Below are 25,738 nucleotides of genomic sequence, written 5' to 3'. Positions count from 1 at the left end.
TCGCGAACGAATACGCCGAGGGCGCAGCACGGGGCTCGGTAGAGTTCCGGGCGTGCCGCAGCCGACGTCGCCCGACCCCGCGCAGGGTGCCGCGCCCGGTCCCACGGGGGACCACTACTTCAGCGCCTCGCCCGCCTCGTCCGGCGAGCTGCACCGCCTCGAGGTCCGGCTGGCCGGACGCGACCTGAGCGTGTGGACGGCGGCGGGCATCTTCTCCCCCGGGCGCCTCGACCTCGGCACCCAGGTCCTCCTGCGGTCCGTCCCGGCGCCGCCGTCGGCCGGGAACCTCCTCGACCTGGGGTGCGGGTGGGGGCCCGTCGCGCTGACCATGGCGCTCTCCTCCCCCGGGGCGACGGTCTGGGCCGTCGACGTGAACGAGCGCGCCCTCGACCTCGTCCGCCGCACGGCGGCCGACCTCGGCCTGGCGAACGTGGTGGCGGCACGGCCGGACGACGTGCCGGACGACGTCCGGTTCGCCGCCGTGTGGTCCAACCCGCCGATCCGGGTCGGCAAGGACGCCCTGCACGCCATGCTGCGCCGCTGGCTCGGTCGCCTGGAGGCCGACGGCGAGGCGCACCTCGTCGTCCAGAAGAACCTCGGCGCCGACTCGCTCCAGCGCTGGCTGGCCGAGGCCGGCGCCCCCGTCACGCGGGCCGCGAGCGCGAAGGGGTTCCGCGTGCTGCGCGTGGACGGCCCGGGCACCCTGGGCGGCTGAGGACACCGCCCGGCGGCGCGCCGAGCCGACCGCGTCAGGCGGGCACGGCGGCCGAACCGAGCAGCGCGGGCAGGTCCACGTCGGCCTCGGCGACCAGGACCGCCGGCCCCGCGAGCTCCACCCGGTCACCCAGCACGCGCACGCGCACGGTGCCGCCGGGCACGTGCACCGACCAGGTCGCGGGCGCGTCCGCGCCCGCCCAGGTCCGCACGGCGATCGCCGCGGCGCACGCGCCCGTGCCGCACGAGCGGGTCTCGCCGACCCCGCGCTCGTGCACGCGCATGCGGGCCTCGCCGACGGCCACGCCGTCGACCTCACGCTCACCGAGCGGCACCACCAGCTCGACGTTGGTGCCCTCGGGCGGCTGCGGCGCCACGACCGGCGCCCGGGTGAGGTCGGCGCGGTCCAGCTCGGCCGTGTCCGCGAGCGCGAGGACGGTGTGCGGGTTGCCGAGGTCCACGCTGAGCGCGGGGCGCGTCACGGGCAGCCCGACGACGTCGACCTGCGCGTCGCCCCCGCTCGCCACCGCCCCCGGTCCGCCCGCCAGGCGCCAGGCCCCCATGTCGACGGCGTACCACGACGCGCCGGTCCCCGGCGCCGGCTCGGGCACCCGCACGACGCGCCGGACGCCCGCGCGCGTGCCGAGCACCAGCTCCTCGGCCCCGTCCCAGAGGCCCAGGTGCTCCGCGAAGCGGGCCAGCACCCGGACGCCGTTCCCGCACATCTGGGCGAGCGACCCGTCGGCGTTGCGGTAGTCCATGAACCAGCGTGCCCGCGGGTCCTCGCGCAGCGCGTCCCGCCCCTCGGGCAGGTGCTCGCTCGCGACGAGGCGGATGACGCCGTCACCGCCCAGGCCCGCGCGCCGGTCCGTCAGGGCGCGCACGAGCTCGGGGCCGAGCGCGAGGGCGTCCTGGCGGTCGTCGACGAGCACGAAGTCGTTCTCGGTGCCGTGGCCCTTCCAGACGTGGAGCGTCGTGGGCGCGAGCGGCACGGCCGGCGTGGGCGCGGCCAGGGCGTCGTGCGTCATGACCCGAGCGTACGGCGGCGCGTCCCCGGGTCGACGAGCCGTCCGGCGTCCGCGGCGTGCACCAGCGCGACGGCGTGGTCCACGAGGTCCGGGTCCTGCGCGTCCAGCCAGTGCACGCGCGGGTCGCGGCCGAACCAGCCCATCTGCTTGCGGGCGAGGCGACGCGTGCCCGTGACCACGCCGGCACGCGCGTCGTCCAGCGAGCGCTCCCCCGCCAGCGCGGCGAGGACCTCGGCGTAGCCCACGGCCCGCCGGGCCGTGCGGCCCAGGCGCGGCCCGAGGGCCCGGACCTCCTCGACCAGGCCGCGCTGCCACATGCGCTCGACGCGGTGCCCGATGCGGCGGTCGAGCACCGCCCGGTCGCAGTCCAGCCCGATCTGCACGGTGGGGTGCACGTACTCCTGCTCGGGCAGGGAGGCGGTCCAGGGCCGGCCCGTCACCGTGATGACCTCGAGCGCGCGGACGATGCGGCGCACGTTCGCCCGCCCGATCGCGTCCGCGGCCGGCGGGTCGAGGCGCGCGAGCTCGTCGTGGAGCACCCCCGGGCCCTCCGCCTGCGCGCGCGCCTCCAGCGCTGCACGCACGGCGAGGTCGACCGGCGCCAGCTCCATCCGGTCCAGCAGCGCCCGGACGTACAGCCCGGAGCCGCCGACCACGACGGGGCGGCGGTCGCGCGCGGCGATCGCCGCGACGTCGGCCCGTGCCGCGCGCTGGTACGCGGCGACCGAGGCGTCCTCGGCGACGTCCAGCACGTCGAGCTGGTGGTGCGGGATGCCGCGCCGCTCCTCGGCCGTGACCTTGGCGGTGCCGATGTCCATGCCGCGGTAGAGCTGCATCGCGTCGGCGTTGACGACCTCGCCGTCGAGCCGTTCGGCCAGCGCCACCGCGAGGTCCGACTTGCCGGTCGCGGTCGGTCCGACCACCGCGACGACGACGGGGGCCGCGGCGCCCGGTGCGGGCGTGCCGTCGCCCGTCGCCCCCGCGCTCACGGCGCGCCCCCGTCCGGGACGTCCCACGTCAGCACCGCGTAGCCAGCACCCAGGGGCGCCGCACGGTGGAGCAGCGCACCGGGTCCCCGCGGCGACATCCCGACGAGCACCTGCCACGGTCCCCAGGCGCTCACCGCGAGGTCCGCGGCCAGCGCGGCCGGGACGCGCGCCAGGCGCGCGAGCGCGTCCGGGCCGGCGTCGAGGAGGTCGGCGACCACGGCGTCCTCGAACGCGGCGGCACGGCGGTCCGTCGGCAGCGGGCCGTCGGGACCGCGGCGGGCGCTGAGCGAGCCCACGAGCAGGACCGCCGTGCGCCCCGGCGCGGCGACGACCTCGGCCCCGAAGCGCGCGAGCGCCGCGGCGTCGGACCCACCGGCGGCGACCATCTCGACCGCCCGGTCCCAGCCGGCGTCGTGCAGCAGGTGCAGCGCGACCGCGGCGGGCGTCGCGCGGTACCCGCCCGGGGTCGGTGCGGCGAGCGGGGCGGTCGGCCCGAGCAGGGCCGGGTCGACGCCCGCGGCCGCGAGGCTCGGCCGGACGGCGTCGACGCGCCGGCCTTGTGGCGGACCGGCGGGCACGACGGCGACCACCCGGTCCGGACCCCGGGCGACCAGCGCCGCCACGGCCGCCGACGCCGCCGTCCGCTCCGCGCCGAGCACGTCGCCCCGGCCCGCCGCACCCGGCACCAGCAGCGCCGTGTCGGGGACGAGGGCAGCACCGGCGAGCACGGCTCCGACGGTATCGCGGACCGCGCCCGGCCCCGCCCACGGTCGCCGCACCCGGCTCGCCGCTATCCTGTCGCGATGGGGTTCCTCTCCTGGGTCCGTCGCGTCGTCGAGGCAGGACCGTCGCCGCGCGAGCCGTCCCCGGGCCGTCCGCTGGCCGGCCTCTTCGCAGACCCCGACCGCCTGGCACCGGCCCAGCACCCGCAGCGCGCCGCGCCCCGGCCCGACGTCCCGGCCCCGCTGACCACCGAGCGGCTGCGCGTCTGGTTCACGCGCCACGGCTACACGTACTTCGTCGACGACGAGGGCGACGTCGGTGGGCTGTGGCGGGGTCGGCTCTTCTACTTCTTCCTGTTCGGCGACGACCAGGAGATCCTGCAGGTCCGTGGCCAGTGGAACCGGGAGTTCTCCATCGAGCGCCTCACCGAGGTGCTCGAGCTCTGCAACGACTGGAACGCCGAGAAGATCTGGCCCAAGGCCTACGTGCGCGTCCGGGACGACGGCATGGTGCACCTCACGTCCGAGGTGGCGACCGATCTCGAGCACGGCGTCACGGACGCCCAGCTCGGGCAGCTGCTCCACTGCGCCCTGAGCGCGTCGAGCGTGCTGTTCGACACCGTCGACGAGCTCTACCCCGACCCCGCGGCGGCGGCGCCGTGAGGGCGCGCCGGCGCGACGAGGCTCCCGGGCCCGAGTCCGGGCGCGGCCCCTCCCGCCTGACCCAGCGGCCCCGGCCGCTCGACAGCGCGCGCGTCGAGGCCTACCTCGTCGGCGAGGGCTACCACGTCCACCGCGACGAGGACGACGACCTGACGGGGACCTGGGACGGGGACCGGTTCTGGTTCCTGCTCCTCGGTGAGGACCACGAGGTGCTGCAGGTGCGCGGTCGCTGGCACCGCACGCTGCCCGAGCACCGCCGGGCCGCCGCGCTGCTCGCCGTCAACGACTGGAACCGCGAGCGCATCTGGCCCAAGGCGTACGTGCGAGCCGAGGACGGCGAGCTGGCGCTCTACGGCGAGGTGTCCGTCGACCTCGAGCACGGGGTCACCGACGACCAGCTGGCACAGCTCGTGGCGTGCGGCCTGGGCACCGGCGTGCAGCTCTTCGCCGCGCTCGGCCAGCTCGTCCCGCCGCAGGACTGACCCGCGCGGACGGGCCCGCGCCCGTCAGGCGCGGCGCAGCGAGGGCATCGGCAGGACGACGGGCCCGCCCGGCGCGGGCGCCGTGCCGTGGCCGTGCGCGTCGTCCTCGAGGCCGGCGCGGGCGCGCTCGCGCCGCGCCCAGGCGTCGCCGGCGCGCGTGCGCCGGACCTCGTAGGGGCCGCCGTCGAGGGCCGAGTCGGCCACGAGGTGGTGCGGGGCGGTGTGGGTGACGCGCACGGCGACCAGGTCGCCCGGCCGCGGCACGTCCGGCGCGACGTCGACCGCGGCGCGCGGGTCCAGGCCGTCGGGGCGCGGCTCGGGGACCGACCCCGGCGGGGTCGCCAGGTGGACCAGGCGGTTGTCCGCCGCGCGGCCCGTGACTCGCAGGGTGGCCCCGTCCTTGCGTCCGGTGCCCTCCGCGACGAGCACCTCGACGACGCGACCCAGCTGGGTCGCGTTCTCGCGCGCGGAGACGGCCTCCTGGAGCGCGATCAGGCGCTCGTAACGCTCCTGGACGACCTCCTTGGGCAGCTGCTCGGGCAGGTCCGCCGCCGGCGTGCCGGGACGCGGCGAGTACTGGAACGTGAACGCCGAGGTGAAGCGGGAGGCCTCCACCACGCGCAGCGTCTGCGCGAAGTCCTCCTCCGTCTCCCCCGGGAAGCCGACGATGATGTCGGTCGTGATCGCCGCGTCGGGCATCGCGGCCCGCACGCGGTCGAGGATGCCGAGGAACTTCTCCGAGCGGTACGAGCGGCGCATCGCGCGCAGCACGCGGTCCGAGCCCGACTGCAGCGGCATGTGCAGCTGCGGCATGACGGTGGGCGTGGCCGCCATCGCCTCGATGACGTCGTCGGTGAAGGCCGCGGGGTGGGGCGAGGTGAACCGCACGCGCTCGAGCCCCGGCACGGCGCCGACGGCGCGCAGCAGCTTGGCGAACGCGCCGCGGTCCCCGAACTCGACGCCGTAGCTGTTGACGTTCTGCCCCAGCAGCGTGACCTCGATGGCCCCCGCGGCGACCAGTGCCTCGACCTCGGCGAGGATCTCCCCGGGCCGGCGGTCCCGCTCCTTGCCGCGCAGGTGCGGCACGATGCAGAAGGTGCACGTGTTGTTGCAGCCCACGCTGATCGACACCCAGCCCGCGTACACGGACTCGCGGCGCGTGGGAAGGGTCGAGGGGAAGACCTGGAGCGACTCGGCGATCTCGACCTGCGCCGCGGCGTTGTGGCGCGCGCGCTCGAGCAGCACGGGCAGCGCGTCCAGGTTGTGCGTGCCGAAGACGACGTCGACCCAGGGCGCCTTCTCGACGATGACCGACCGGTCCTTCTGGGCCAGGCAGCCGCCGACGGCGATCTGCATGCCGGGCCGCGCCGCCTTGACCGACGCGAGGTGCCCGAGGTTGCCGTAGAGGCGCGTCGCAGCGTTCTCGCGCACCGCGCAGGTGTTGATGACCACGACGTCGGCCCGTGACGACGCGGCGTCCTGCGCGCTCGCGGGCACGTACCCGGCCGCCTCGAGCATGCCGGCCATGTGCTCCGAGTCGTGCACGTTCATCTGGCAGCCGAGCGTGCGCACCACGTAGGTGGGCGGGGCGGCCGCGCCCGGCGAGGTCGGGGCGGGCGCGGGGGTGGGCAGGGTCGTCGTCATGGCCCCACCAGGGTACGGCGCGTGCCGCCTAGACGATTCCTTGACCGGCCGATGCCGACTTGTGACCAGGTTGGCAGTGTCGCGGCTGGCCGGGGCCCGGTTCGTCCCCCTAGGTTCAGCAGATGGTGTCTGCAGCATCCGATCCCGTGCCCACCCCCGGACCTTCGTCCCTGGGCGAGCCGCTCGTCGTCCTGGACAAGGTCAACAAGTACTTCGGGGCCCTCCACGTCCTGCGGGACATCGACCTCACGGTGCGGCGCGGGGAGGTCGTGGTCGTCATCGGCCCCTCCGGGTCGGGCAAGTCGACGCTGTGCCGGACCATCAACCGCCTCGAGACCATCGACAGCGGGACCATCACGATCGACGGCCAGCCGCTGCCCGCCGAGGGCAAGGCGCTCGCCCGCCTGCGGGCCGACGTCGGCATGGTGTTCCAGTCGTTCAACCTCTTCGCGCACAAGACGGTCCTCGAGAACGTCACGCTCGGACCGATCAAGGCCAAGGGCGTGCGCCGCGCGGACGCCCAGCGCAACGCCATGGAGCTGCTCGAGCGCGTCGGCGTGGCCGACCAGGTGCAGAAGCTGCCCGCCCAGCTCTCCGGGGGCCAGCAGCAGCGCGTGGCGATCGCCCGGGCGCTCGCCATGAACCCGAAGGTCATGCTCTTCGACGAGCCGACGTCGGCGCTCGACCCGGAGATGATCAACGAGGTGCTCGACGCCATGGTGTCCCTGGCCTCCGAGGGCATGACGATGATCGTGGTCACGCACGAGATGGGCTTCGCGCGCCGGGCCGCGCACCGCGTCGTCTTCATGGACGCCGGCCAGATCGTCGAGGAGGCGGAGCCCGAGACGTTCTTCACCGCCCCCCGCAGCGAGCGCGCCCAGGACTTCCTGTCCAAGATCCTCACCCACTAGGCCCGAGCCCCGGCGCGGCCGCCCCCGCCCGACCGACCCAACCGATCAGACCCCGCACCCAGGGGTGAACACGACACGAAGGGACGACCCCATGCGCTCACGGAGAGGAGCCGTCGCGGTGATCGCCGCGATGACGCTCGCACTGACCGCCTGCAGCAGCGACACCGACGAGCCGGCCGAGGAGGACGCGGCCGCGGAGGGCGACGCCACCGAGGGCGCCGCCGCGGACTTCCCCGAGGGATCCACGATGGCCGAGCTGGCCGAGGCCGGGTCCATCACCATCGGCACGAAGTTCGACCAGCCCCTGTTCGGGCTCGTCGGGCCCGACGGCGTGCCGCAGGGCTTCGACGTGGAGATCGCCAAGCTCATCGCCGCCGAGCTCGGGATCGACGAGGACGGCATCGAGTGGGTCGAGACGACGTCGCAGGTCCGTGAGGACTTCATCGAGACGGGCCAGGTCGACTTCATCGTCGCGACGTACACGATCAACGACGACCGCAAGGAGCGGATCTCCTTCGCCGGCCCGTACTACGAGGCCGGCCAGTCGATCCTCACCCTCGCGGAGAACGAGGACATCGAGGGACCGGACGACCTCGCGGGCACGAAGGTCTGCACCGTCTCCGGCTCGACCCCCGAGAAGAACCTGCTCGAGAACTTCCCCGACACCGAGGTCGTGCCCTTCGGCACGTACGCCGAGTGCATCGACCCGCTGCGCAACGGCCAGGTGGACGCGGTCTCCACGGACAACGTCATCCTCGCCGGCTTCGCCGCCGACAACGACGACCTCGAGGTGCGGGGCGAGCCCTTCACCGAGGAGCCGTACGGCATCGGCCTCGCCAAGGACGACACCGAGTTCCGCGACTGGATCAACGACACGCTCGAGGCCGCCTACGAGGACGGCCGCTGGACCGAGGCGTGGGAGGCCACGGCCGGGACCGTGCTGCCGACGCCCGAGCCGCCCGCCGTCGACCGCTACTGAGCAGCTCGTCCGCCGCGCGGGGCCCAGCGCCCCGCGCGGCGGACGAGGGCTTCGCCGTCCCACCAGCACCGAGGAGTCGTCCGCGTGGACGTGATCGTCGACAACCTGCCGACGTACCTGCAGGGGTTCGCCACGACCCTGCGGCTGACGTTGTACTCGGGTGCCCTCGCGCTCGTCGCCGGGGTGCTCCTGGCGGCGCTGCGCGTCTCGCCGCTGCGCCCGCTACGGGCGCTGTCCGCCGTCTACGTCGAGGTGCTCCGCAACACCCCGCTCACGCTCGTCTTCTTCGGCCTCGTCTTCGTGGCGCCGCGGTTCGGCCTCATCACCCCCCTCGGCTTCTGGACCGCCGTCATCTGCCTCTCCGCCTACACCGCGGCCTTCGTCAGCGAGGCCGTGCGCTCGGGCATCAACAGCGTCGGCGTGGGTCAGGCCGAGGCCGCCCGCGCGATCGGCCTGACGTTCGGCCAGACCCTCGGCGAGGTGGTCCTGCCCCAGGCGGTGCGCAGCGTGATCCCGCCGCTGATCAACGTCTTCATCGCGCTCGCCAAGAACACCTCGGTCGCCGCCGGCTTCGCCGTGGTCGAGCTCATGGCCACCGGCCGGCGGCTCGGCGTCGCCAACGCCGCCGACGGGCTCTGGGTCCTGGTCGGTGTCGCCGTGTTCTACCTGCTCCTGACCATCCCGCTCGGCCTCGTGGCCGGCGCCGTCGAGCGGAAGGTGGCGTTCTCCCGATGAGTGCCGTCCTGTACGACTCCCCCGGACCCGTCGCCCGCCGGCGCGAGCTCGTCGGCTCCATCGTCGGCACCGTCGTGGTGGTGGCGCTGCTCGCCCTGGCGGCCTGGTACGCCGCGGGCAGGGACGTGTTCGCACCCGACCGCTGGGACGTGCTCTACGACCCGCCGAAGAACCAGTCCGCGGCCGACGTCTGGGCCTTCATGTTCAAGGGACTGGGCGCGACGCTGCGGGCGGCCGCCGTGGCGGCGCCCCTCGCGCTGGTGCTGGGGCTGGTCCTGGCGATGCTGCGCACCGCCCGCCACGCCGCGGTGCGCATCCCCGCGACCGTGGTGATCGAGATGTTCCGCGGCCTGCCCGTGCTGCTGATGATGTTCTTCGGCCTCATCGGCTTCCGCTGGGACGCCTTCGGCGCCGTGGTCTTCGGCCTCACCGTGTACAACATGGCGATCATCGCCGAGATCCTGCGGGCCGGGCTCGCGGCCCTGCCGAAGGGCCAGTCGGAGGCGGCCTACGCCGTCGGCCTCACGCGCCGCCAGACGCTGCTGACCGTCCTGCTCCCCCAGGCCGTGCGCACCATGCTGCCGAGCCTCATCGCGCAGCTCGTCGTGCTCCTCAAGGACTCCTCGCTGGGCTTCATCGTCGGCTACGCCGAGCTGCTCAAGTCGATCCAGAACAACGCGCAGTTCTTCGGCAACAACTACTACGTCGCCCTGTTCGTCGTGGGCGCCGGCATCTACCTCGTGGTGAACCTCAGCCTGTCGTGGCTCGCACGCCGGATCCAGCGGCGCACCACCCGCACCGCGGCCCCGCCGCGTGCCGCCGACACCCTCGCGTCCAACACGATCGGCGGCGGCGGGAGCAGCACGTCCTGAGCCCGTCCCGCGGGCGTGCCGGGTAGGGCGGCGGTGGCGCGGGTCAGCCGGCCGTCGCGCTCGCCCGCAGCTCGCGGATGACGGTCACGGTGATCTCCCCGGGGTAGGAGAGGTCCTTCTCGATCTGGCGCGCGATGTCGGACGCGAGCCCCGGCAGCGCGGTGTCGGCGACGAGCTCGGGCTCCACGACGACCCGCAGCTCGCGCCCCGCGGCCATGGCGACGGCCCGTCGCACGCCGTCGTGCGCGACGACGATGCGCTCGAGGTTCTCCATGCGCTCGACGTACTGGTCCAGCTCCTCCCGGCGGGCGCCGGGACGCGCCGCCGAGCACGTGTCCGCCGCCTGGACGAGGACGGCCTCGACGGACTCCATCGGGACCTCGTCGTGGTGGGCCGCGATCGCGTTGACGACGACCGGCGACTCGCCGAGGCGCCGCGCGAGGTCCGCGCCGACGGTGGCGTGGGTCCCGCCCAGCTCCCCGGTGAGCGCCTTGCCGATGTCGTGCAGGAAGGCCGCGCGGCGCGCCACCTGGGCGTCGGCGCCGATCTCCGCCGCCATGAGCGCGGCGATCTGCGCGCTCTCGACGAGGTGGGCGAGGACGTTCTGCCCGTAGCTGGTGCGCAGGCGCAGCCGACCGAGGACGTCGATCAGCTCCGGGTGCAGGCCGCGCACCCCCGCGCGCTCGGCGGCGTCGTGACCCGCGGCCGCGGCGCGGTCGGCCGTTCCGGCGACCGCCTCGGCGTAGGCGATCTCGATCCGCTGAGGGTGGATGCGGCCGTCCGCGAGGAGGCTCTCGAGGGCGACCGCGGCGACCTCGCGCCGCTCGGGGTCGAAGCTCGACAGCGTCACGGAGTCGGGCGTGTCGTCGATGATGACGTTGACCCCGGTGAGCGCCTCGAAGGTGCGGATGTTGCGCCCCTCCTTGCCGATGATGCGGCCCTTCATCTCCTCGCCCGGCAGCGGCACCACCGTGACGACGCTCTGCGCGCTCGTCGGGCCGGAGACGCGCTGGACGGCCGTGGCGACGACGCGCCGCGCGCGCTCCTCGGCGATGCGCTGGGCACGCGCCTCGATCCGGCGCACGGCCGCGGCGGCCTCGTGGGTCGCGAGCTCGGTGGCCTGGCGCACCTGCTCGGCCCGCGCCTCCTCCGCCGAGAGCCCGCTCATCGCCTCGAGCGCGGCGGCAGCGTCGACGCGAGCCTGCGCGAGGACCCGGGCCGCCTCGGCGCGGTCAGCCTCCGCGGCGGCGGCGCGCGCCTGGGCGCGGTCGAGGGCGTTGCGGGCCTCCTTGCGCTCGGCCGCCACCTCACGCTCGCGCTCCACGACGCGCTCCTCGCGGCGCTGGGCGTCCGAGAGCTGCGCGCGGGCCTCCGTGCGGATGGACACGACGTCGGACGCGGCCTGGCGCCGGGTCGCGGACGCCTCCCGGCGGGCGAGCAGCACGAGGACCAGCGCCACCAGGCAGGCCATCAGCAGGACGACCACGATCACCGTCTCGCCCACGCCAGCCATGTCGCTCTCTTCCGTCGTCGTCGCGCACGCACCGACCGACCGGTCGAGCCGCATGCGTGCGCCGGGGCCGGCGCGTCAGTCCGCGCGGACGTCCCCGGCGTCGTGGTCACTATGGTCCACCATCTCCCGGACCAGCCTCGACGACAGGCCGGAGGAGTACCCCTTGCGTCCGAGCATCGCCATCGCCCGACGCGCCTGGGCCTGCGGGTCGATGTCGGGTCCCGAGCGCCAGCGCCGACGCAGCAGCTCGCGCGCTGCGCGCTCCTCGGTCTCGTCGTCGACCTGGGCGAGCGCCGCCTCGGCGTGCTCGTCGGCGATGCCCCGTCGCCGCAGCTCCTGCGCCAGGCCGCGCCGCGCCAGGCCGCGCGAGGCCTGCTGGCTGCGCACGAGCATCTGGGCGTACTCGGCGTCGTCCACCAGCCCGACCTCGGTGAAGCGGTCGAGCAGGCGCGACGCGAGCGCCTCGTCGACGCCCTTGCGCGCGAGCGCGTCCTCGAGCTGGCGCCTGCTGCGCGGCGCCCCCGTCAGCTGACGCAGGATGATCGCCCGCGCCACGGACTCCGGGTCGGGCTCCGCGTCCAGCGCGGCGGCGCTGTCGGTCGGCTGGTCCCCGGGCTCGTCGGCGGGCCGGCCGCGGGGCCGGCGCCGGCCCGCCGTCGGCCCCGTCAGAAGTCGACCTGCTTGGACGGGTCGGCCGGCGCGTCGATCCGGGCGCCGATGCCGAGCTTCTCCTTGATCTTCTTCTCGAGCTCGTCGGCCAGGTCGGGGTTGTCACGCAGGAACCCGCGCGCGTTCTCCTTGCCCTGGCCCAGCTGGTCGCCGTCGTACGTGAACCACGACCCTGACTTGCGCACGAACCCGTGCTCCACGCCCAGGTCGATCAGGCCACCCTCGCGCGAGATCCCGATGCCGTAGAGGATGTCGAACTCGGCCTGCTTGAACGGCGGCGCGACCTTGTTCTTGACGACCTTGACGCGCGTCCGGTTGCCGACCGCCTCCGTGCCCTCCTTGAGCGTCTCGATGCGGCGGATGTCCATGCGCACCGACGCGTAGAACTTCAGCGCCTTGCCACCGGTCGTGGTCTCGGGCGAACCGAAGAACACGCCGATCTTCTCGCGGAGCTGGTTGATGAAGATGGCCGTGGTGCCGGACGCGCTCAGGGCGCCGGTGATCTTGCGCAGCGCCTGGGACATCAGGCGCGCCTGGAGGCCGACGTGGCTGTCACCCATCTCGCCCTCGATCTCCGCCTTGGGCACGAGGGCCGCGACGGAGTCGATGACGACGATGTCGATCGCGCCGGAGCGGATCAGCATGTCCATGATCTCCAGGGCCTGCTCACCCGTGTCGGGCTGCGAGACCAGGAGCGCGTCCGTGTCCACCCCGAGCTTCTTGGCGTACTCGGGGTCCAGCGCGTGCTCGGCGTCGATGAAGGCCGCGATCCCGCCGGCCCGCTGCGCGTTCGCGACGGCGTGCAGGGCGACGGTCGTCTTGCCGGAGGACTCCGGGCCGTAGATCTCCACCACGCGGCCGCGGGGCAGGCCGCCGATGCCGAGCGCGATGTCCAGCGCGATCGAGCCGGTGGGGATCACCTCGATCGGAGCGCGGGTCTCGTCGCCCAGGCGCATGATCGACCCCTTGCCGAACTGGCGGTCGATCTGGCCGAGCGCGGCCTCCAGGGCCTTCGTGCGGTCTGCGGGAGCTGCCATCGTGTCACCTCGGGTTCTGGGCGGAACCCCACCCGGGGACCCGCGTTCGGCTGTGCGTCGGTCGTGCGTCTCGAGTCATGCGTCTCGGTCGTGCGCCGTGGTCGGCGACCTGCTGGTGACGCTACGCCCGGCCACCGACATCCCCGCGACGGGGCCGCCGGGGCTGGGGACGCACCGGACGCCGTACGCACCTGTGGACGAGTGTAGCGAACAGGTGTTCGATCACGGTGCGACACGCGGGGCGTCGATCCCCGCGGCGGTGGTGACGTCGCCGAACGTCGTGACGAGTCCTCGGGCGCTGATCAGCGGCTCCTGCTCGCCGACGCTCACCGGCGCCGGGACCCGCGCGTCAGGCTGCCCCAGCGGTCGGCCTGGGGGACGTCCATCGCGTCGCACAGCGCCCGCCAGACGGCGCGCGGGTCCTCGCCGTCCGCGAGCGCCTGCACCGCCGTGCGGTCGCCCAGCCCACCGAGCGCCTGGTCCTGCGTGAGGGTGCGGCCCAGCGGGCCGAGCACGTCGTCGACCAGCTCCCAGAACTCGCTGTAGCGCACGGAGCCAGGGTGCCACGGGGCGCGCCCGCTCGTCGCCGCGGGCCGACCGCGCCCGTGTCCGACCCGCGCGCCACAATGGCCCGATGAGCCCGATCGGACGGACGCCGGTCGCCGGACCCGGCGGACCGGTGACCGTCGCGCCCGGGCCGGCCGAGGTGCTCGCGCGCTTCTCCGCGCCGACGCGCGCGTGGTTCACCGGTGCGTTCGACGCGCCGACCTCGGCCCAGGCGGGCGCCTGGGACGCGGTCGCGGGCGGCGACCACGCCCTGGTGGTGGCGCCGACCGGCTCGGGCAAGACGCTCGCCGCGTTCCTCTGGGCCCTGGACGGGCTCCTGACGCAGCCGCCGCCCGAGGACCCCGTCGACCGCTGCCGCGTGCTGTACGTGTCGCCGCTCAAGGCCCTCGCGGCCGACGTCGAGCGCAACCTCCGCTCGCCGCTGGTCGGCATCCGGCAGGCCGCGACGCGGCTGGGCCTGGAGGTGCCCGAGGTGCGGGTCGGGATCCGGACCGGCGACACGCCGCCCTCGGAGCGCCGGGCCTTCGGCACGCGCCCGCCCGACATCCTCATCACGACGCCCGAGTCGCTCTTCCTGGTCCTGACGTCCGCGGCCAGGGAGGGCCTGCGAGGTGTCGGCACGGTGATCCTCGACGAGATCCACGCCGTGGCGGGCACCAAGCGGGGGGCGCACCTGGCGGTGAGCCTGGAGCGGCTGGACGCGCTCCTGGACGAGCGCGGGGGCGACGGGCCGCGCCCGGCGCAGCGGATCGGGCTCTCGGCCACGGTGAGCCCCGTCGCGGCCGTCGCCGGCTTCCTGCGCGGGGCCCGGACCGCGTCCGACGGCGGCCGCGAGGTCGCGGTGGTCCAGCCCCCGTCGACCAAGCGGGTGGAGGTCGACGTCGTGGTCCCGGTCCCCGACCTCACGGACCTCGGGGGTGCGACCCGCCCGGCGGGTGCGTCCGACGGCGCGGTCGGCTCACGCGGACCCGCGCACGGACGCGACGACGGGCCGGACCTGTCGGGCAGCGCCGCCGGGGCGCCCACGCGACCGTCGATCTGGCCGCACGTCGAGGAGCGCGTCGTCGACCTCGTCGCCACGCACCGCTCGACGCTCGTCTTCACCAACTCCCGGCGCGGCGCGGAGCGCCTCACCGCCCGCATGAACGAGGTCTGGGCCCAGCGGCAGGGCGAGGACCTCCCCGATCCGGGCAGCCTGACCCCCGCGAGCGTGCAGGCGCAGTCGGGCGCCGCCGTCGGGGTCGACACGTCGGACGCCGCCACGGTGCTCGCGCGCGCCCACCACGGCTCGATGAGCCGTGCGGAGCGCACGCGCACCGAGTCCGAGCTCAAGGAGGGTCGCCTCCCGGCGGTCGTCGCGACGTCGTCCCTCGAGCTCGGCATCGACATGGGCGCCGTCGACCTCGTCGTCCAGGTCGGCTCGCCGCCGTCCGTCGCGTCCGGCCTGCAGCGGATCGGGCGTGCCGGGCACCAGGTCGGCGCCGTCTCCCGCGGCGTCGTCTTCCCGACCTTCCGCGGCGACCTCGTCCCGGCGGCCGTCATCGCGCAACGCATGCGCGACGGACGGATCGAGCGGCTCGACGTCCCGCGCAACCCGCTCGACGTCCTCGCCCAGCAGGTCGTCGCCATGCTGGCGGTCGAGGACTGGTCGGTCGACGACCTCGCGCGCGTCGTGCGGCGGGCCGGGCCGTTCGCGGACCTCGGCGACGCCAGCCTGCACGCGGTCCTCGACATGCTCGCGGGCCGCTACCCGAGCGAGGAGTTCGCGGAGCTGCGGCCACGGATCGTGTGGGACCGCACGACCGGCGTGCTGAGCGCGCGTCCCGGGGCGCTGCGGCTCGCCGCGACGAGCGGCGGCACGATCCCGGACCGCGGCCTCTTCGGCGTGTTCCTCGCCGGCGCCACCGACGCGCCGGCGGACGAGGCCGCCGGCGGCACGCGCCTGCGCGGGGGCAAGCGCGTGGGCGAGCTGGACGAGGAGATGGTCTACGAGTCACGCGTCGGCGACACCTTCACGCTGGGGTCGAGCACGTGGCGCATCGAGGACATCACGCCCGACCGGGTCCTCGTCAGCCCCGCGCCGGGACTGCCCGGGCGCCTGCCCTTCTGGAAGGGCGACTCCCCCGGCCGCCCGGCGGAGCTGGGCGAGGCGCTGGGCGCCTGGGTGCGTGAGATCGCCGCCCTGCCGCGCGACGAGGCGGTGCGGCGCGTCGGGTCGGCCGGCCTCGACGCGTGGGCCACGGACAACCTCGTGGGCTACGTCGAGGAGCAGCGGGCCGCCACGGGTGTGCTGCCCGACGACCGAACGATCGTCGTCGAGCGCTTCCGCGACGAGATCGGCGACTGGCGCATCGTCATCCACTCGCCGTACGGGGCCCGCGTGCACGCGCCCTGGGCCCTGGTCGTCGGGGCGAGGCTGCGGGAGCGGTACGGGCTCGACGCCGCGGCCATGCACTCGGACGACGGCATCGTGCTGCGCCTGCCGGACATGGTGGCCTCCGGGCTCGGCACGTGGGACGCCGAGGCGGGCGGGTGGAGCGGTCCTGGGGGCCTCGAGGCCGCCGACGGCCCCGCGATCGACCTCGGCGACCTGCTCGTGGACGCGGACGACGTGGCCGCCGCCGTGCGCACCGAGCTGGGCAGCTCGACGCTCTTCGCGGCACGCTTCCGCGAGGCCGCCGCGCGGGCGCTCCTGCTGCCCCGCCGCCGGCCCGACAAGCGCCAGCCGCTGTGGCAGCAGCGTCAGCGCTCCGCCCAGCTGCTCTCGGTCGCCTCCCGCTACCCGGAGTTCCCGATCCTGCTCGAGGCGGCGCGCGAGTGCCTCCAGGACGACTTCGACGTCGCGGCCCTCACCGAGCTCATGCGGGCGGTGTCCGCGCGGCGCGTCCGCGTCGTCGAGGTCACCACCCCGTCGCCGTCGCCCTTCGCCCAGTCCCTGCTCTTCGGCTACACGGCCCAGTTCCTCTACGACGGCGACGCGCCCCTGGCCGAGCGCCGCGCCGCGGCCCTCACGCTCGACCCGACCCTGCTCGCCGAGCTGCTCGGTCAGGGCGGGGAGTCGCAGCTCGCCGACCTCCTCGACCCCGACGCGGTCGAGCGGACCGAGGCCGAGCTGCGCGGCACCGCGCCGGAGCGACGCGCCAAGGACCTGGAGGGCGTCGCCGACGTGGTGCGCCGGCACGGCCCCCTGACGACCGCCGAGGTCGTGGAGCGCACGCGCGACGACGTCGCCGGCCAGGTCCCCGACTGGCTCGCCGAGCTCGCGTCGCGGCGCCGCGTCATCACGGTCCGCGTGGGCGCGCAGGGCGAGGAGCGGTGGGCCGCCGTCGAGGACGCAGGCCGTCTGCGCGACGCGCTCGGGGTCGCGCTGCCGGTGGGCATCCCGGAGGCGTTCACCGAGATCGTGCCCGACCCGCTCGGCGACCTCGTGCGGCGCTGGGCGCGGACGCACGGGCCGTTCACCGCCGCGCAGGTGGCCGCCTGGCTCGGGCTGGGCACCGCCGTGGTGGCCGACGTCCTGCACCGGCTCGAGGCCCAGGGCGCCCTGGTCTGCGGCCGGCTGCGACCCGACGTGCTGGGCGGCACGGGCGAGGACTACTGCGACACCGAGGTGCTGCGCACGCTCCGCCGCCGCTCGCTCGCGGCGCTGCGCGCCGAGGTCGAGCCGGTCCCCCAGCAGGCGCTCGGCGTCTTCCTGCCGCGCTGGCAGGGCGTCGTCGACGCGGCGGCGGCACCGCGGCTGCGCGGGGTCGACGGCGTCGCGCGGGTCGTCGAGCAGCTCGCGGGCGCGGCGCTGCCCGCCTCCGCGTGGGAGACGCTCGTCCTGCCCGCGCGTGTGCCCGGGTACCAGCCCGCGATGCTGGACGAGCTCACCGCGGGTGGCGAGGTCCTGTGGGCGGGGCACGGCTCCCTCGCCGCTCGGGACGGGCTCGTGAGCCTGCACCCGGCGGCCGCGGCGGACCTCACGCTGCCGGCGCCGCTGCCCCGGGAGGGTGCGCTCGCGGGCCCGGTGCACGACGCCGTGCTCGAGGCGCTCGCCGGAGGCGGCGCGTACTTCGTCGACGCCCTGGCGGCACGCGTCGGCGGCGACGACCCGTCGGTCACGGCGGCTGCCGTCGCCGACGCCCTGTGGGACCTGGTGTGGGCGGGCTGGGTCACCAACGACGGCCTGGCGCCGCTGCGCGCGCGGCTCGGCGGCGGTGGCCGGGGCGCACGCGGCACCACCCACACCGCGCGGCGCTCGCCGCCGCGCGGCCGCCTCCTGGGCAGGTCGCTCACCGGTGGCGCCCTGGCCGGCGTGCCACGGCCCCGGCCGGGAGCCCGTCCCGCGGTCGGCCACCGGCCCGAGACCTCCGGGCGCTGGTCCCTGCTGCCGGAGCGCGAGCCGGACGCCACCGTGCGCGCCCACGCCCTCGCGCTCCAGCTGCTCGACCGCCACGGCGTCCTGACCCGGGCGGTCGCGCCGTCGGAGGGCGTCGCCGGCCAGTTCGGGTCCGTGTACCGCGTGCTGGCGGCGCTCGAGCAGGCCGGACAGGTGCGTCGCGGCTACTTCGTCGAGCACCTCGGCGGCTCGCAGTTCGCGCTGCCGGGGGCCGTGGACCAGGTGCGCGACGACGCGCGCGCACCTGACGACGGTCGGGAACCGCCCGTGGTCGTCCTGGCCGCGACCGACCCGGCGAACCCCTACGGCGCGGCGCTGGCGTGGCCCGAGCCACCCGCGGCCGAGCCGGGGGAGGCCCGCCACCGGCCGGGCCGCAAGGCGGGCTCGGTCGTCGTCCTCGTCGGCGGCGCGCTCGTGCTCTACCTCGAGCGGGGTGGCCGCACCCTGCTGTCCTTCACGCCGGAGCCGTCGGCCCTCGCCGCCGCCTCCGCGGCGCTCGCGGGCGCCGTCCGCGACGGGCGCCTGGGCCGGCTCACCCTCCAGCGCGCCGACGGGGAGGACCTCCTGGACCGCGCCGCGCTCACGACGCCGCTCGCCGCGGCGCTCGCGCGGGCCGGCTTCGGCACGACGCCCCGAGGACTGCGGCTCGACCCGGGCACGGTGCGCTGATGCCCGAGGGGGACGTCGTCCGCCGGACCGCGCAGCGGCTCGACGCCGCGCTCGCCGGCCAGGTCCTGGTCCGCGCGGAGCTGCGGTGGCCGGACGCGGCGGGCCTCGACCTCGTCGGGCGCACCGTCACCGAGGTCCGCTCGTACGGCAAGCACCTGCTGGTCCGGCTCGACGACGGCCGGACGCTGCACACCCACCTGCGCATGGAGGGCACGTGGCGCGTGGCGCGGACGGACAGCGGCGCGGCCGCGGGGCGCGGCGCCGACGTCCGGGCGGTCCTGGCCACCGCCCGCTGGACCGCCCTGGGCATCCGCCTCGGGATGCTCGACGTCGTCCCGACGCGGGACGAGCGCACGCTGATCGGTCACCTGGGGCCGGACGTGCTCGCGCCGGACTTCCCGGTCGCCGGCCTGCCCGAGGCGCTCCGCCGGCTCGCCGCGCGCGCGGCCGCGCCGATCGGCGAGGTGCTGCTCGACCAGACCGTGCTCGCGGGGCTCGGGACGATCTGGATGGCCGAGTCGCTCTACGCCCGGCGCACCTGGCCCTGGACCCCGGCCGGCGACGTCGCCGACCCCGCCAGCCTGATCATGACGGCGCGGACGCTCATGGAGCGCAGCGTCGCCGCCGACCTGCCGACGAGCACCGGGGAGACCGGGCGAGGGCTGACGAGCTGGGTGCACGGGCGCGCCGGACGGCCCTGCCGCCGGTGCGGGACCACCGTCGACGTCGGGCCCGTGCGCCGTCCGCCCATGCAGCGCCCGGCCTTCTGGTGCCCGGGCTGCCAGCCGGTGCCTCCGGGCGCGCGGCACCCGGGGGTGTGGCGCGCGCGAGCCGAGAACACCCCGTCACGCTGAGGGACGGGCGTCGACCCGGTCAGCCGACGGGTGCGAGCTCTCCGCGCTGCGACCAGGAACCACCGGTATCCGGACGGCGCAGGCACGAGGCGAGGTCCGCCGGGACGGTGTCGGGGATCGCGAGACCCTCGGCCACGGCGACGCGGTCGCTCACCTCGCGCAGGACCAGCGACAGCGGCACGTCGAGGGCGTCGCAGATGGAGCCGAGGAGCTCCGAGGACGCCTCCTTCTGCCCGCGCTCGACCTCGCTGAGGTAGCCGAGCGACACCCGTGCGGCGGAGCTGACCTCGCGCAGCGTGCGGCCCTGGCGCTGGCGCGCGCCGCGGAGGACGTCGCCGATCTCGCGTCGAAGGACGACCATCGGACGACCTCCCTCCGTGTGTGCCTGCGTCGGCGCCGTGGTCTTGAGGACCTGCGTGGAGCTCTCCTGCCCCGGACGCGTGGCCCGGGCTCCAGGTGCTGTCGTGCGGACTGCCGTGCTGCGCGTGCCCGGCCGGACTCCGGCCGCGGAGGTCCTACCGTACCCCGCGGGGCGCACAGGTTCGCGGCGGATGCCCTGCTCACCCCTGATCGTCGTCACGAACTGTCCAACGTGAGGCACCGCCCCCGTGTTCCCACGCAGGCGGGCCGCGGCTCAGGTCCGTGCCGTCGTCATCGGATCGTGACCTCCGCCGTCACCCGCGCGGCGGATCAGGAGCCGCAGGGCGGCCAGTGACGCGGCCTCCCGCACGGCCGCGCGGTCACCGCCGGAGCCCTCCACCGACACCACCTCGGGGCCGCCCGGCCCGTCGACGGCGACGTGGAAGGTGCCGGGAGCGTGCCCGTCGTGCGGGTCCGGCCCGGCCACGCCCGTCGTCGCCAGGCCCCACGTGGCCCCCAGGCGCACGCGCACGCCCCGCGCCATCTGGAGGGCCACCTCGGGGTGCACGGCACCGTGCTCGGCGAGCAGCTGCCCGTCGACGCCCAGCAGCGCCGCCTTGAGGTCCGTCGCGTAGGCCACCACGCCGCCCCGGACGCACCGAGAGGCCCCGGGGACGTCGACGAGCGCGGCGCACAGCGCACCGCCGGTGAGGGACTCGGCGACCGCCACCGTCCATCCCGCCCGCGCGAGGAGCTCGACGGCCGCGGCCCCGGGCAGGCTCACGCGCGGGCGCGGCGCAGGGCCCAGCCCCGGCGCAGGTAGTCGACGCCCGTGACGAGCGTGACGACGACGGCGGCGAGCAGGACGGCCCAGGCGACGACGGTGACGACCTGGGGCAGCTGGTCGAGCGGCAGGACGAACAGGCCCAGCCCGACCGACTGCAGCACCGTCTTGAGCTTGCCCCCGGGCGAGGCGGGGATGACGACGTAGCGCAGCACCGCCATGCGCATCGCGGTGATGCCCAGCTCGCGCACGAGCACCACGACCGTGACCCACCAGGGCAGCACGTCACGCACGGAGAGCACCACGAGGACGCCGCCGATGAGCAGCTTGTCGGCGATGGGGTCCATGATCTTGCCCCAGTCGGTCACCTGGTCGAACCGCCGGGCCAGGTAGCCGTCGAGGCGATCGCTCGCCGCCGCCAGCGCGAAGAGGCCGGCCGCCACCCAGCGCCAGCCCCCGCCGCCGTCGTCCGCCAGGATCGCCAGCAGCACCAACGGCACCAGCGCGATCCTCGCGACAGTCACTCCGTTGGCGACGTTGAGACCTGTCCTCGCCGCGACCACGTCCCACACCTTAAGTGGCTGGCGCTAGCGTGTGGCGCCGTGACCCCCTCACACCCCCCGCAGAGCCGGGCCGGCCGCCGCGTCGCCGAGCGCACCGCACGGCGAAAGACCCGCCGGCACGGCCGGCGAGCCGCCGCGGTCGCCGCCGTCGCCGCCGTCGTGGGGCTCGGTCTCGCCCTCACCGGGGTGGTCCCCGTGCCCGGGCTGTCGGAGCTCCTCGCGGCCCCGGCCGGCGAGGCCGAGGGGGGCGCCGCGCCGTCGCCGAGCCCGTCCCCCACCGCGACGCCCACCCCGACCCCGACGCCACCACCGCCGCCACCGGACACGGTGCTGACCATCGTGGCCGCGGGCGACGTGCTGCTGCACGAGCCGGTGATGTCGTCCGCCCGGACAGCGACGGGGTGGGACTTCGCGCCGCTCCTGGAGCCGATCCGGCCGTTCGTCGAGGGCGCCGACCTCGCGCTGTGCCACCTCGAGGTGCCCGTCATGCCGCCCGGGTCGAGCCCGTCGGGCTACCCGTTGTTCGGCGCTCCCCCGGCGATCGCCGCGTCCCTGGCCGCCAACGGCTGGGACGGCTGCTCGACCGCGTCCAACCACAGCGTCGACCGCGGGGCCGCGGGTGTCGCGGCGACCCTCGAGGCGCTGGGCGCGGCCGGCCTGGGCCACGTCGGCACCGCGCGGACACCGGAGGAGGCCACGCCCCAGGTGTACGACGTCGTCCGGGCGGCCGGCACCACGCGCATCGCCCACCTCGCCGCGACGTACGGGACCAACGGGATGCCCGTGCCCGCCGGCGCGCCGTGGACCGTGACCCTGCTCGACACGGCCGCGATCGTGGCTCAGGCCGCGGCCGCGCGCGAGGCGGGCGCCGACCTGGTGCTCGTCAGCGTCCACTGCTGCGTCGAGTACGTCTCGGCCCCCACCGCCCAGCAGGCCGCGATCGCCGAGGAGCTCGCGGCGTCGGGCGTGGTCGACCTCGTGATCGGCCACCACGCGCACGTCCCGCAGCCCGTCGCCCGGCTCGCGGGCGGTCCGCGCGGCGAGGGCATGTGGGTCGCCTACGGGCTCGGCAACCTCATCTCGAACCAGGACGGCGCCTGCTGCTCGCCCGCCACGGACTCCGGGCTGCTCCTCACCGCCACCGTGCGCCACCCCGCGGACGGGCCGGCGACCGTGGAGGGCGTCGACTGGACGGCCGTGACGGTCGACCGGTTCGACGGCCACCTGGTGCACCCACTGTCCCCCGCGGTGGCGGCCGGCACGGGCGCCGGGCGCCTCGACGCCGCGGCCGTCGCCGCGCGCCACGCGCGGGTGGCCGGCGTCGTGGGGCCCGAGGCGCCCGAACGACTCGTGCCGCCGGCCCCGACGGGTCCCGCCCCGGTCGTCGTGCCGCGCCCCGCAGCGACCCCCTGAGCCACCCCGCGGGCGACCGCGGCCCTCAGTCCTCGGTCCGCCAGGGCTCGTCGTCGGTGTCCTCGACCTCCTGGTCGTACGCGCCGCCGTCGGGCGTCTCCCCGCGCAGCAGCGCGAGCGTCGCCGGGAGGTCGTCCGGCTGGACCAGCACGTCGCGCGCCTTGGACCCCTCGGACGGGCCGACGATCTCACGCGACTCGAGCAGGTCCATGAGCCGGCCCGCCTTCGCGAAGCCGACCCGCAGCTTGCGCTGCAGCATCGACGTCGAGCCGAACTGGGTCGTGACGACCAGCTCGGCGGCCTGGAGCAGCAGGTCCAGGTCGTCGCCGATGTCCTCGTCGACCTGCTTCTTGGTGACCGTGGCCGCGACGTCCTCGCGGTAGACGGGCTTGAGCTGCGTCTTGACGTGCTCGACGACGGCGTGGATCTCGCTCTCGGAGACCCACGCACCCTGGACGCGCATGGGCTTGGCCGCGCCCATGGGCAGGAACAGGGCGTCGCCCTGGCCGATGAGCTTCTCCGCGCCCGGCTGGTCGAGCACGACGCGCGAGTCCGTGAGCGACGACGTCGCGAACGCCAGCCGCGAGGGCACGTTCGCCTTGATGAGGCCCGTGACGACGTCGACGCTGGGCCGCTGCGTCGCGAGCACCAGGTGGATGCCCGCCGCCCGCGCCAGCTGGGTGATGCGCTGGATCGAGGCCTCCACGTCGCGCGGGGCGACCATCATGAGGTCGGCGAGCTCGTCGACGACCACGAGGAGGTAGGGGTAGGGCGCGATCTTGCGCTCGCTGCCCGGCAGGGGCTTCACCTTGCCCGAGCGCACGCCGGCGTTGAAGTCGTCGACGTGCTTGTAGCCGAACATCGCGAGGTCGTCGTAGCGCGCCTCCATCTCGCGCACGACCCACTCGAGCGCCTCGGCGGCCTTCTTGGGGTTCGTGATGATCGGCGTGATGAGGTGCGGGATGTTCTCGTACAGCGTGAGCTCGACGCGCTTGGGGTCGACGAGGATCATCCGGACCTCGTCCGGCGTCGACCGCATGAGGACCGACGTGATCATCGAGTTCACGAACGAGGACTTGCCCGCGCCGGTCGCGCCCGCGACCAGCAGGTGGGGCATCTTCGCGAGGTTCGCGACGACGTAGCCACCCTCGACGTCCTTGCCCACACCGATGACCATGGGGTGCTCGCTGCGCCGCGCGGCGGAGGAGCGCAGCACGTCGCCCAGCGACACCGTCTCGCGGTCGGCGTTGGGGATCTCGATGCCGATCGCCGACTTGCCGGGGATCGGCGAGAGGATCCGCACGTCCGCGCTCGCGACGGCGTAGGAGATGTTGCGGCTGAGCGCGGTGACCCGCTCGACCTTGACGCCGGGGCCGAGCTCGAGCTCGTAGCGGGTCACCGTCGGGCCGCGGCTGAAGCCGCTCACCTTCGCGTCCACGTCGAACTGCTCGAGGACCGTCGTCAGCGCCTCGACCACCCGGTCGTTCGCGGCCGACCGGACCTTGTGCGGCATGCCGCGCGCCAGGAGGTCCTCGGCGGGCAGGGTGTAGACGACGTCGCCCTCGAGCATGGGCTGCTCGCCGCGCGGCACGGCCGACGTCGTGGCCGGCGGGAGCACCTCGGTCGCCGCCGTCGCCGCGGCCGGCAGGACGCTCGTCGTGACCGCGTCGGCGTCGGCCGCCGCCTCGGCCTCGGCCTCGGCACGCGCGGCCTCGATCATCGCGGCGGTCTCGAAGGCCTCGTCGCCGGAGTAGGCCCCGATCTCGGGCGTCTCGCCGCCCTCCGCGCGCTCGGCCCGCTTCCTGCCCAGGCGACGGCGGCGGGGAGCGGCCTCGCCCTCGAGCTCCTGCTGCTGTGCGAGGGTCGGCATCGTCGAGAGGTCGTCCTCGTCCACGCCGCCCGGGGCGCGGTGACCGCCGGTGAGCCAGGTGTACGCGGCCCTGAGCCGCGTGCCGATGAGGTGGACCGGGGTCGCCGTGAGCACGAGGAGGCCGAAGAAGCCCAGGAGCAGCAGGAGCGGGACGGTCACCCAGGCCGTGACGAGCGCCTCGAGGGGCGTGGCGACCAGGTAGCCGAGGACGCCGCCCGCCTCGCGCACCGGACCGAACCCGTCGGTCGGGGACGGCAGGTCCTCGGCGAGGTGCACCAGCCCGCACACGGTGAGCAGGATCGCGGCCAGGCCGATGCCCATCCGGCCGTTGGCCTGGACCCGGTCCGGGTGGCGCATGAGGCGCACGGCAGAGCCGAGCAGGAGCACGGGCACCGCGATGCCGACGACGCCGAACGTGCCGGCGACGACCGCGTGCACGACCTCCCCGGCCGAGCCCGACAGGCCCCACCACTCGCGCGCCGCGACGACGACGGCCAGGCCGACGAGCGCGAAGGCGAGGCCGTCGCGGCGGTGCGCCGGGTCCAGGTCGCGGGCGCCCTGGCCGAGCCGCCGCGCCGTCCCGCCGACCAGGTGCGCGCCGCCCATCCAGGCACCCCGCACCATGCGGACCGGCAGGGACCGGGGGCGGGGCGCCGGGGCGGGCGCCCGCCCGCCGGACCGCGCGGCCTTGCCCTGGGCGGCGCCACCGCGCGACCCACCGCGCTCGGCCGCGGCGCGGCTCGAGGCGGGACGGGGTGCGGACGTACGGGTGGCCATGCTGCCAACGTACCTGCCGCACCCGACCCGCCCGGGGAGGCGCGTGCGGCGGTGTCGGGGTGACCTAGGTCGCCAGGAGCCCCACGCCGAGCGTGACGACGCCGGCGGCGAGGACCACCGCGCCCACGGGCAGGAGCACCACCCAGCGGTTCGGCCGGTCGCGGCCCGGGCCGTGCGCCGAGAGGAAGAACCCGGCCGGCATGAGCACGGCGGCGACGAGCACGCCGGTCTGACCGAGCCAGCGCCAGAACCCGTCGAGGTCGGTCGCCTCGCCCAGGAGCACGCAGACGAGCCCGAGCGTGACCAGGACCCCGGCGTGGGCGTGCCCCGCCCGGTAGAAGCTCGTCTGGAAGGAGGTCGCCGGGACCCGGCCCGTGACGACCGCGGTGAGGAACGCGCCGCCCGACTCGATCGCGACCACGGTCAGGAGGACGACTCCCGCCGTCGCGCCGGCGGCCTGGCTGAGCTCGAGCATCGGTCCCCCCGACGTCGCTGCGAATGCGAACACTGTTATAAAACATCGTTCTGCTCGGGCGGTCAAG

23 protein-coding genes are annotated in these 25,738 nt (G+C 75.6%); 10 read left to right on the top strand and 13 right to left on the bottom strand.

Going from position 1 to position 25,738, the window contains the following annotated elements; genetic code table 11:
• The first annotated feature begins 52 nt into the window (after positions 1-52).
• Positions 53-715 (top strand): class I SAM-dependent methyltransferase, encoded by a 663-nt coding sequence (locus tag H2O74_RS06330; protein ID WP_255491820.1) that lies wholly within the window; start codon positions 53-55, stop codon positions 713-715.
• A gap of 34 nt (positions 716-749) precedes the next feature.
• Here H2O74_RS06330 and dapF read toward each other — a convergent pair whose 3' ends face one another.
• From dapF to H2O74_RS06315, 3 genes are read right to left on the bottom strand one after another with little or no spacing between them, the layout of a single operon-like run.
• Entirely contained in the window at positions 750-1,742 is a 993-nt protein-coding gene (dapF, locus tag H2O74_RS06325) for a diaminopimelate epimerase (RefSeq protein ID WP_182113620.1), read from the bottom strand.
• Complete coding sequence (miaA, locus tag H2O74_RS06320) at positions 1,739-2,731, bottom strand: tRNA (adenosine(37)-N6)-dimethylallyltransferase MiaA (RefSeq protein WP_182114101.1); 993 nt, start codon at positions 2,729-2,731, stop codon at positions 1,739-1,741. Before miaA ends, dapF begins: the two co-directional genes overlap by 4 nt.
• Positions 2,728-3,459 carry a hypothetical protein gene (locus H2O74_RS06315; RefSeq protein ID WP_182113619.1) on the bottom strand — a complete coding sequence of 244 codons (732 nt, stop codon included), beginning with the start codon at positions 3,457-3,459 and terminating at the stop codon, positions 2,728-2,730. The genes miaA and H2O74_RS06315 overlap by 4 nt, the downstream gene beginning before the upstream one ends.
• A gap of 75 nt (positions 3,460-3,534) precedes the next feature.
• Here H2O74_RS06315 and H2O74_RS06310 point away from each other — a divergent pair, with 75 nt between their 5' ends.
• Together H2O74_RS06310 and H2O74_RS06305 are read left to right on the top strand one after the other, a co-directional pair.
• Positions 3,535-4,116: a YbjN domain-containing protein gene (locus H2O74_RS06310; RefSeq protein ID WP_182113618.1), complete on the top strand. Its 582-nt coding sequence runs from the start codon at positions 3,535-3,537 to the stop codon at positions 4,114-4,116.
• A complete protein-coding gene (locus H2O74_RS06305; RefSeq protein ID WP_182113617.1) occupies positions 4,113-4,598 on the top strand; it encodes a YbjN domain-containing protein in 486 nt (161 codons plus the stop codon). Before H2O74_RS06310 ends, H2O74_RS06305 begins: the two co-directional genes overlap by 4 nt.
• 24 nt (positions 4,599-4,622) lie before the next feature.
• On the opposite strand, the gene miaB is transcribed toward H2O74_RS06305, so the two are convergent.
• Positions 4,623-6,242: a tRNA (N6-isopentenyl adenosine(37)-C2)-methylthiotransferase MiaB gene (miaB, locus tag H2O74_RS06300; RefSeq protein WP_182113616.1), complete on the bottom strand. Its 1,620-nt coding sequence runs from the start codon at positions 6,240-6,242 to the stop codon at positions 4,623-4,625.
• 122 nt (positions 6,243-6,364) lie between these two features.
• Between miaB and H2O74_RS06295 the strand changes: the two genes are divergently transcribed.
• From H2O74_RS06295 to H2O74_RS06280, 4 genes are all read left to right on the top strand, one after another.
• On the top strand, positions 6,365-7,153 hold the full coding sequence (locus tag H2O74_RS06295) for an amino acid ABC transporter ATP-binding protein (RefSeq protein WP_182113615.1): 789 nt from the start codon (positions 6,365-6,367) through the stop codon (positions 7,151-7,153).
• Between the two features lie 91 nt (positions 7,154-7,244).
• Positions 7,245-8,132, top strand: a complete 888-nt coding sequence (locus H2O74_RS06290) for a glutamate ABC transporter substrate-binding protein (protein WP_182113614.1) — start codon at positions 7,245-7,247, stop codon at positions 8,130-8,132.
• Between the two features lie 84 nt (positions 8,133-8,216).
• Complete coding sequence (locus H2O74_RS06285; RefSeq protein ID WP_182113613.1) at positions 8,217-8,867, top strand: amino acid ABC transporter permease; 651 nt, start codon at positions 8,217-8,219, stop codon at positions 8,865-8,867.
• Positions 8,864-9,739 (top strand): amino acid ABC transporter permease, encoded by an 876-nt coding sequence (locus H2O74_RS06280; protein ID WP_182113612.1) that lies wholly within the window; start codon positions 8,864-8,866, stop codon positions 9,737-9,739. The genes H2O74_RS06285 and H2O74_RS06280 overlap by 4 nt, the downstream gene beginning before the upstream one ends.
• A 43-nt stretch (positions 9,740-9,782) precedes the next feature.
• Here H2O74_RS06280 and rny read toward each other — a convergent pair whose 3' ends face one another.
• The 4 genes from rny to H2O74_RS06260 form a co-directional block, all read right to left on the bottom strand.
• Positions 9,783-11,252, bottom strand: a complete 1,470-nt coding sequence (gene rny, locus H2O74_RS06275; protein ID WP_182113611.1) for a ribonuclease Y — start codon at positions 11,250-11,252, stop codon at positions 9,783-9,785.
• A 75-nt stretch (positions 11,253-11,327) separates the two neighbouring features.
• A complete protein-coding gene (locus H2O74_RS06270) occupies positions 11,328-11,807 on the bottom strand; it encodes a regulatory protein RecX (RefSeq protein ID WP_255491819.1) in 480 nt (159 codons plus the stop codon).
• 110 nt (positions 11,808-11,917) lie between these two features.
• The gene (recA, locus tag H2O74_RS06265; RefSeq protein WP_182113610.1) at positions 11,918-12,958 is read right to left on the bottom strand and encodes a recombinase RecA; all 1,041 of its coding nucleotides are present in this window, start codon (positions 12,956-12,958) and stop codon (positions 11,918-11,920) included.
• A gap of 326 nt (positions 12,959-13,284) precedes the next feature.
• Positions 13,285-13,509, bottom strand: coding sequence for a DUF3046 domain-containing protein (locus tag H2O74_RS06260; RefSeq protein WP_182113609.1), 225 nt, complete (start codon positions 13,507-13,509; stop codon positions 13,285-13,287).
• A gap of 83 nt (positions 13,510-13,592) precedes the next feature.
• On the opposite strand from H2O74_RS06260, the gene H2O74_RS06255 reads away from it, so the two are divergent.
• On the top strand, positions 13,593-18,575 hold the full coding sequence (locus H2O74_RS06255; RefSeq protein ID WP_182113608.1) for an ATP-dependent helicase: 4,983 nt from the start codon (positions 13,593-13,595) through the stop codon (positions 18,573-18,575).
• Positions 18,575-19,429 carry an Fpg/Nei family DNA glycosylase gene (locus H2O74_RS06250; RefSeq protein ID WP_182113607.1) on the top strand — a complete coding sequence of 285 codons (855 nt, stop codon included), beginning with the start codon at positions 18,575-18,577 and terminating at the stop codon, positions 19,427-19,429. The genes H2O74_RS06255 and H2O74_RS06250 overlap by 1 nt, the downstream gene beginning before the upstream one ends.
• Before the next feature lie 19 nt (positions 19,430-19,448).
• Here H2O74_RS06250 and H2O74_RS06245 read toward each other — a convergent pair whose 3' ends face one another.
• The 3 genes from H2O74_RS06245 to pgsA form a co-directional block, all read right to left on the bottom strand.
• Positions 19,449-19,790: a helix-turn-helix domain-containing protein gene (locus H2O74_RS06245; RefSeq protein ID WP_182113606.1), complete on the bottom strand. Its 342-nt coding sequence runs from the start codon at positions 19,788-19,790 to the stop codon at positions 19,449-19,451.
• A gap of 273 nt (positions 19,791-20,063) precedes the next feature.
• A complete protein-coding gene (locus H2O74_RS06240; protein ID WP_220458026.1) occupies positions 20,064-20,573 on the bottom strand; it encodes a CinA family protein in 510 nt (169 codons plus the stop codon).
• A complete protein-coding gene (gene pgsA / locus H2O74_RS06235; protein ID WP_182113605.1) occupies positions 20,570-21,136 on the bottom strand; it encodes a CDP-diacylglycerol--glycerol-3-phosphate 3-phosphatidyltransferase in 567 nt (188 codons plus the stop codon). Before pgsA ends, H2O74_RS06240 begins: the two co-directional genes overlap by 4 nt.
• 39 nt (positions 21,137-21,175) lie before the next feature.
• On the opposite strand from pgsA, the gene H2O74_RS06230 reads away from it, so the two are divergent.
• Entirely contained in the window at positions 21,176-22,549 is a 1,374-nt protein-coding gene (locus H2O74_RS06230; protein WP_255491818.1) for a CapA family protein, read from the top strand.
• Positions 22,550-22,574: 25 nt separating this feature from the next.
• Here H2O74_RS06230 and H2O74_RS06225 read toward each other — a convergent pair whose 3' ends face one another.
• Together H2O74_RS06225 and H2O74_RS06220 are read right to left on the bottom strand one after the other, a co-directional pair.
• Entirely contained in the window at positions 22,575-25,196 is a 2,622-nt protein-coding gene (locus H2O74_RS06225) for a DNA translocase FtsK (protein WP_182113604.1), read from the bottom strand.
• Positions 25,197-25,260: 64 nt separating this feature from the next.
• A complete protein-coding gene (locus H2O74_RS06220; RefSeq protein ID WP_182113603.1) occupies positions 25,261-25,671 on the bottom strand; it encodes a hypothetical protein in 411 nt (136 codons plus the stop codon).
• Between the last annotated feature and the right edge of the window lie 67 nt (positions 25,672-25,738).

It is taken from the genome of Actinotalea sp. JY-7876 (assembly GCF_014042015.1).
Classification (GTDB): Bacteria; Actinomycetota; Actinomycetes; order Actinomycetales; family Cellulomonadaceae; genus Actinotalea.
Note: the sequence above shows the minus strand (reverse complement) of the source record. Positions and strands in the feature narration are given on the sequence as shown.

Excerpts from the sequence above, each read along its gene's own strand:
- dapF (WP_182113620.1), bottom strand. The coding sequence starts at position 1,742 with ATGACGCACGACGCCCTGGCCGCGCCCACGCCGGCCGTGCCGCTCGCG.
- H2O74_RS06280 (WP_182113612.1), top strand. The coding sequence starts at position 8,864 with ATGAGTGCCGTCCTGTACGACTCCCCCGGACCCGTCGCCCGCCGGCGC.
- H2O74_RS06225 (WP_182113604.1), bottom strand. The coding sequence starts at position 25,196 with ATGGCCACCCGTACGTCCGCACCCCGTCCCGCCTCGAGCCGCGCCGCG.
- H2O74_RS06220 (WP_182113603.1), bottom strand. The coding sequence starts at position 25,671 with ATGCTCGAGCTCAGCCAGGCCGCCGGCGCGACGGCGGGAGTCGTCCTC.
- miaB (WP_182113616.1), bottom strand. The coding sequence starts at position 6,242 with ATGACGACGACCCTGCCCACCCCCGCGCCCGCCCCGACCTCGCCGGGC.
- H2O74_RS06245 (WP_182113606.1), bottom strand. The coding sequence starts at position 19,790 with ATGGTCGTCCTTCGACGCGAGATCGGCGACGTCCTCCGCGGCGCGCGC.
- H2O74_RS06295 (WP_182113615.1), top strand. The coding sequence starts at position 6,365 with ATGGTGTCTGCAGCATCCGATCCCGTGCCCACCCCCGGACCTTCGTCC.
- H2O74_RS06310 (WP_182113618.1), top strand. The coding sequence starts at position 3,535 with ATGGGGTTCCTCTCCTGGGTCCGTCGCGTCGTCGAGGCAGGACCGTCG.
- H2O74_RS06290 (WP_182113614.1), top strand. The coding sequence starts at position 7,245 with ATGCGCTCACGGAGAGGAGCCGTCGCGGTGATCGCCGCGATGACGCTC.
- H2O74_RS06255 (WP_182113608.1), top strand. The coding sequence starts at position 13,593 with ATGAGCCCGATCGGACGGACGCCGGTCGCCGGACCCGGCGGACCGGTG.
- H2O74_RS06250 (WP_182113607.1), top strand. The coding sequence starts at position 18,575 with ATGCCCGAGGGGGACGTCGTCCGCCGGACCGCGCAGCGGCTCGACGCC.
- recA (WP_182113610.1), bottom strand. The coding sequence starts at position 12,958 with ATGGCAGCTCCCGCAGACCGCACGAAGGCCCTGGAGGCCGCGCTCGGC.
- rny (WP_182113611.1), bottom strand. The coding sequence starts at position 11,252 with ATGGCTGGCGTGGGCGAGACGGTGATCGTGGTCGTCCTGCTGATGGCC.